Source organism: Streptomyces sp. URMC 123 (assembly GCF_051386515.1).
Classification (GTDB): Bacteria; Actinomycetota; Actinomycetes; order Streptomycetales; family Streptomycetaceae; genus Streptomyces.
This window is the reverse complement of sequence record NZ_JBPQTV010000402.1, coordinates 1-5,191: the sequence shown is the minus strand read 5'-3', so window position 1 is coordinate 5,191 and position 5,191 is coordinate 1. Positions and strand designations below refer to the sequence as shown.

Below are 5,191 nucleotides of genomic sequence, written 5' to 3'. Positions count from 1 at the left end.
ACCGCCGACCCCCTGCTGCGCGGCCCGGACCAGCGCCTCTGGCTGGACCTCCTGGAGCGCGGCCGCGGCACCGGCCCAGGCGCGGATGTCGCTCCGGTGGTTGCGCAGCGACCAGAACCACGCCATCGACAGCACCAGGCAGAGGGCCTCGTGCTCGTCACGGCTGTCCAGGGCCCGGCGCAGCGCGGTGCGGATGTTGTCGTGCTCGCGCTCCAGGAGGTCCAGCCAGAGGCGCTGGTCCGGGCCGCGCAGCAGGGGGTCGGCGGTGCGGGCGAGCTCGCGGAAGTGGCGCAGGTGCCGCCGCTCGACGACGGCCCGCTCCCCGGTCCGCTCGCCGGGCCGTTCACCGGTTCGCTCGTCGGCTCGTTCGTCGGCTCGTTCGCCGGGCCCGGCCGCCTCGTCCAGGCGCTCGGCGGCGTACTCCTGCACGGTCTCCAGCAGGCGGTAGCGCATCTCGCCGTCCGGGCCGGGGGCGGCGACCACCAGCGATTTGTCGACGAGGGAGCCGAGCAGCGCGGCGACGTCCCGGGGGGCGACGCGGCCCTCGACGGTGTCGGCCACGGCGCCCGGCCCTGGACCGGTCACGGCGTCGGGCCGGGGACCGGTTACGGCGTCGGGCCGGGGATCGGGGTCGGCGCAGACCGCTTCGGCGGCGCGGAGGTCACAGCCACCCGCGAACACGGCGAGCCGGCGCAGCACCGCCCGCTCCGGCGGCGCGAGCAGCTCCCAGGACCAGTCGACCACCGCGCGCAGTGTCTGCTGGCGGGCGATGGCCGTCCGGCTGCCGCTGGTCAGCAGGCGGAAACGGTCGTCGAGGCGGTCGGCGAGCGTCCGCGGGGTGAGCAGCCGCAGCCGGGCCGCGGCCAGTTCGATGGCGAGCGGCAGCCCGTCGAGGCGGCGGCAGATCTCCACGGCCGCCGCCGGGTCGTCCTCGACCCGGAAGCCCGGCCGGGCCGCCGCGCCCCGGTCGCCGAGCAACCTCAGCGCCACCGGGCCGGGCAGCGGCCCGACGGGCCGGACCCGTTCACCGGGCACGCCCAGCGGCTCCCTGCTGGTGGCCAGCACGGTCACCTCGGGGCAGCGGGTCAGCACGTGTTCCGCCACCCGGGCGGCGGCGTCGATCACGTGCTCGCAGTTGTCCAGCAGGAGCAGCATGCGGCGGGCGCCGCAGTGCTCGGCCAGCCCGGCGAGCGGATCGGCCGACCGCGGGTCGGTCGCGGCCCGCAGCCCCTCGGCGGCGCTGCCCCTGATCACGGTCTCGCGCCCGCCGAGCGCGGTGAGCACGGCTTCCGGGACGGTGCCCGGGTCCCGTACGGGGGCCAGCTCGACCAGCCACACCCCGTCCGGCCAGGTGTCGGCCATCGCCTCGGCGCCCTCCACCGCGAGCCGGGTCTTGCCCGCGCCGCCGGGGCCGGTGAGCGTCACCAGACGGCCGGTGGCCAGCTCCGCGTGCAGCGTGCGCAGCTCCTCCTCGCGGCCGACGAAGCTGGTCAGCCGCGCCCGCACATTGCCCGGACGGGCGGTGCCGGGCCGTACGGGGGTGGGGGCCGGGGCGGCGGATACGGGTGCGGGTGCCGTTGCCGGCGCGAGGGCGAGCAACTCCGCCTGCAGCGCCCGCAGTTCGGGGCCCGGCTCCGTACCGAGGCTCTCGCGCAGCTCGCGGCGGAGGGACTCGTACGCGGCGAGCGCGTCGGCCCCGCGGCCCATGGCCCGCAGCGCCCGCAGCCGCAGCGCCTGGAAGGACTCGTCCAGGGGGTGGGCGCGGCAGAGCTCCACCAGCCCGGGGAGGGCGTCGCCGGGCCGGCCGAGGGCGAGGTCGGCCGTGAGCCGGGCGCGGCGCGCCTCCCGGTGGCGCGCCTCCAGACGGGCCGCGTCGGCCGTACGGTCCGGCAGGTCGGCCAGGGCAGGGCCGCGCCAGAGGGCGAGCGCGTCGTCCAGGAGGGCGGCGGCCTTGGCGGCGTCGCCGTCGGTGAGGGCCCGGGCTCCCTCGTCCGCGAGCCGCTCGAAGCGGTGCAGATCGATGTCGTCGGGGTCGGCGGCGAGGGCGTAGCCGCCGTCGGTGGAGACGACGGCGGCGCGGCCCAGCGCCCTGCGCAGCCGGCCGACCAGGGCCTGAAGGGCGCCGCCCGCGTCGGCCGGCGGGTCGCCGTCCCAGACCTCGGCGATCAGCGCCCCGACGGAGCGGGGGCGGCCCGGGCGGAGGGCGCGGTCGGTGGCGGCCGGGGCGCGCTGGTGGTCTCCGTGGTGGCGCTGTTCGTCGTCGCGGCCAACCTGCGGCCGGCGATCGCCGCGGTGTCACCGCTCCTCGACCGGATTCGTACGGATCTGCACATGTCGGCGACCGAAGTGTCGCTGATGACGACCATCCCGATTCTGGCCCTGGGGATCTGCGCCCCGCTCTCGGCGCGGGTGGGACGGCGGCTGGGCCTGCACCGCGGGGTGCTGCTGGGCCTCGCGATCATCGCCCTGGCCACGGCGGCGCGGGTGGGCGGTCAGTCGAGCTGGCTGCAACTGAGCTGCGCGGCGGTGGCGGGGGCGGGCGTCGCGATCACCCAACCGCTGCTGCCGGCGGTGGTGAAGACGCGCTTCCCGGGCCGCGCGGGCCTGATGACCGGGATGTACACCACGGGGCTGTCCCTGGGCGCGGAGGGGGCGGCGGGGCGCGGTGGACTGCCCTGGCGCAGCCCCACGGCGTGGCGCATCACGGCGTTGCTGGCCACGAACTCGGCTCTGTACTACTGCGAACTGACCTGGGTGGCACCGCTGCTGAACGAGAGCGGAGGCCGCAGCGAGGCGGGGGCGGGTGCCCTGCTCACGGTCATGATCTTCATTCAGGTCGCGGCGATGCTGATCACGCCGGTGGTGCTGGGCGAGCGCCGCGACCCGCGCGTGGGCATCGCGTGCACCACGGTGCTGACGGCCGCCGGCTTCCTGGGCCTGGCGTTCTGGCCGGGTACGGCGACGTGGCTGTGGATTCTGGCGCTGGGGATCGGCCACGGGGGGCTGTTCACGCAGGTGTTGGCGCTCCCGGTGACCCTCAGCCGCGACCCGGTGGAGGCGGGCCGCTTCGGGGCCATGGCCCTCTCCCTCGGCTACATCGGCGCGGCCCTGGGCCCCCTGGGCGTGGGAGCCCTCCGCGACGCGACGGGCGACTTCCAACTCGCGTTCGCGATCCTGGGCACGCTCACGGCGGCGACGCTGATCCCGATCGGCCGCCTCCGCCGCCCGCCGTCGTGAGACACGGCTCGCCTCACCGCTCCCCGGCCCGGTTCGGGGCTGTTTCGTCACCCCGATCACGCCGCGAGGACGCGATCGCGATCAGCGCGAGCTGAGCGCAGACCAGAAGTGCCTGGAGCAGCAGCGTGAGGGAGTCCGAAAGCCCGATGGAGTGGCAGAAGGTCACGGTCAGGAGGCCTATTCCCGGCAGCAGCAGGAGCAGCAGCTTCGGGTCGGTGCGCTGGGATTTCATCTGACTCTCTCCGATTCCGGGTCGGTGGGGGCCATACGGGCAACCCGCTCGAACGACGAGCGAATACCCCATGATCCACTTTCCCGGTCATTGACGCCCAACCGGCCCGATCTCGCCACGTGCGGTGCGTGGCCTGGCCCGGCGCACGCCGGAAGCCGGCGAAGGCGGAGTGGGATCGAATCCTTGCCGGGGTGACCGGCGCTGCCGCGCGGCGCTGTTTCTCCTGGTCGGAAGCGCTCGGCGTGCTGCTTGATGCGGCTCATGCCGCCCTGTATCGGGCCGTCCGCTCACGCACCGCTCATGCGTTGCTCGCTGCCGAGCAGCGCGTGATCAGATCTGGCCGAGGTCGATTTCCACCCGGAAGGGAGCCGCTACCTTGAGGACGCCGGTGAACACGTCCCCGTCTCGGTAGGTCTTCGTCGCGGGGTCGAGAACGTAGGTGTACACGAGAGGAACGCCTGTCGCGGCCTGCTCGATCCGCCAGTAGAAGCCGATGCCTGCCTTGGCGTACTGGTCGACTTTCACGATTCGGTCGGTGGTCTCCGAGCCTGGCGACACAACCTCCGCGACCAATAGCACGTGCTCGGGGCGGGTGGGGGTGATGTCGATCGTGTCTGCGCGGTACACGACGACGTCCGGGCGGCGATTGGTGAGCGGGACGTCTTGAAGCCGGACGTCGAAGTGCGTGTCGGCGTTCCAGTCCGGGCCCGCGGTGGCATCCAGGGCGTTCGCCAGAATCCGGGCCAGCCGGTTGTGCCGCTTGGACGCACGCGGGCTCACAACGACCATCCCGTCCACGATCTCAAGGCCGGCGCACTGCTCCTCGGACCAGGACTCGTACTCCTCCGCTGTGATCTGCTCATGCATCCACGCCGGGGCCACCATTTCGGTCGCCATGAAGCACCTCCTGGACGCTGTGCTGCGGGCCCGATCCCGCTGGATTCAGCGTACTGTCCGCCACTCGTACAGCGCGCGGACCTCACTCACCCCCCTACCGTCGGCCGGCATCCGACCAGCGAGCCCCAAGACATGTGAGGATCGGGGTCGGCTGGGGCCTGGCTATCAAGGGCACAGTCGGAGCTCCCGCGCGATGAGTAGTCAGTGACCGATGTCCCACCTGACCCAGCCGCGCCGCGATGGGACCGGGAGAACCCGCTTCCGCGGAGGCGCCCGAGCCCGGCCGCAACTGTGCAGGGAGCTACGCCTGCGCAGCCGCCATCACTTGGAAGCCCGTTGTGGCGGAACTGGAGGACACCGCAGCGTGGTGTGTGCCTGATCTGTGCCGGGCCAGCCGAGTGCTGCCCGTCAGACAGGCAGGGGCGGCACCTGACGGCAGGTGTCGCTCAGCTGTCCCGCGGGTCCCGGTTCAGGTACGGCCGCATGAAGGCATCCATTGCCTGGGCAGCGTCACGCATCGCCAGACGGCTGCTCTCCTCGGGGACCTCGCGGTCGTCGTAGACGAAGCGTTCGTCCTTCGCAGGCATCGCGGTACAGCTTCCCACCCTCGGTGCACACCTCATGTGTGCTGAATCCGTGCCGGAAGCCGGAGGCCCTGTCGCCCCAGTGGGCGACAGGGCCTCTGACCTGCTGCTTCAGTGTGCCCCCGGCAGGATTCGAACCTGCGACACCCGCTTTAGGAGAGCGGTGCTCTATCCCCTGAGCTACGGAGGCGGGGCGGGCGCCTCCGCGGAAGCGGGTTCTCCCGGTCCCATCGCGGCGCGG

At 73.5% G+C, this 5,191-nt stretch carries 4 protein-coding genes, 1 tRNA gene and 1 pseudogene; 1 reads left to right on the top strand and 5 read right to left on the bottom strand.

The window, feature by feature from the left end; all coding sequences use genetic code 11:
- Nucleotides 1-2,205: pseudogene (locus ACSNOD_RS28155) on the bottom strand (BTAD domain-containing putative transcriptional regulator); the annotation flags it as partial.
- A gap of 27 nt (nucleotides 2,206-2,232) precedes the next feature.
- Here ACSNOD_RS28155 and ACSNOD_RS28150 point away from each other — a divergent pair.
- A complete protein-coding gene (locus tag ACSNOD_RS28150) occupies nucleotides 2,233-3,237 on the top strand; it encodes an MFS transporter (RefSeq protein WP_436769890.1) in 1,005 nt (334 codons plus the stop codon).
- Between the two features lie 13 nt (nucleotides 3,238-3,250).
- On the opposite strand, the gene ACSNOD_RS28145 is transcribed toward ACSNOD_RS28150, so the two are convergent.
- The 4 genes from ACSNOD_RS28145 to ACSNOD_RS28130 form a co-directional block, all read right to left on the bottom strand.
- On the bottom strand, nucleotides 3,251-3,469 hold the full coding sequence (locus tag ACSNOD_RS28145) for a hypothetical protein (protein ID WP_436769889.1): 219 nt from the start codon (nucleotides 3,467-3,469) through the stop codon (nucleotides 3,251-3,253).
- 330 nt (nucleotides 3,470-3,799) lie between these two features.
- The gene (locus ACSNOD_RS28140; RefSeq protein ID WP_436769888.1) at nucleotides 3,800-4,366 is read right to left on the bottom strand and encodes a Uma2 family endonuclease; all 567 of its coding nucleotides are present in this window, start codon (nucleotides 4,364-4,366) and stop codon (nucleotides 3,800-3,802) included.
- 446 nt (nucleotides 4,367-4,812) lie between these two features.
- The gene (locus ACSNOD_RS28135) at nucleotides 4,813-4,953 is read right to left on the bottom strand and encodes a hypothetical protein (protein WP_436769887.1); all 141 of its coding nucleotides are present in this window, start codon (nucleotides 4,951-4,953) and stop codon (nucleotides 4,813-4,815) included.
- A gap of 114 nt (nucleotides 4,954-5,067) precedes the next feature.
- Nucleotides 5,068-5,140: transfer RNA gene (locus ACSNOD_RS28130), tRNA-Arg, on the bottom strand.
- Nucleotides 5,141-5,191 lie beyond the last annotated feature (51 nt).

Coding starts and splice junctions, on each gene's coding strand:
- ACSNOD_RS28145 (WP_436769889.1), bottom strand. CDS start 3,469: ATGAAATCCCAGCGCACCGACCCGAAGCTGCTGCTCCTGCTGCTGCCG.
- ACSNOD_RS28140 (WP_436769888.1), bottom strand. CDS start 4,366: ATGGCGACCGAAATGGTGGCCCCGGCGTGGATGCATGAGCAGATCACA.
- ACSNOD_RS28135 (WP_436769887.1), bottom strand. CDS start 4,953: ATGCCTGCGAAGGACGAACGCTTCGTCTACGACGACCGCGAGGTCCCC.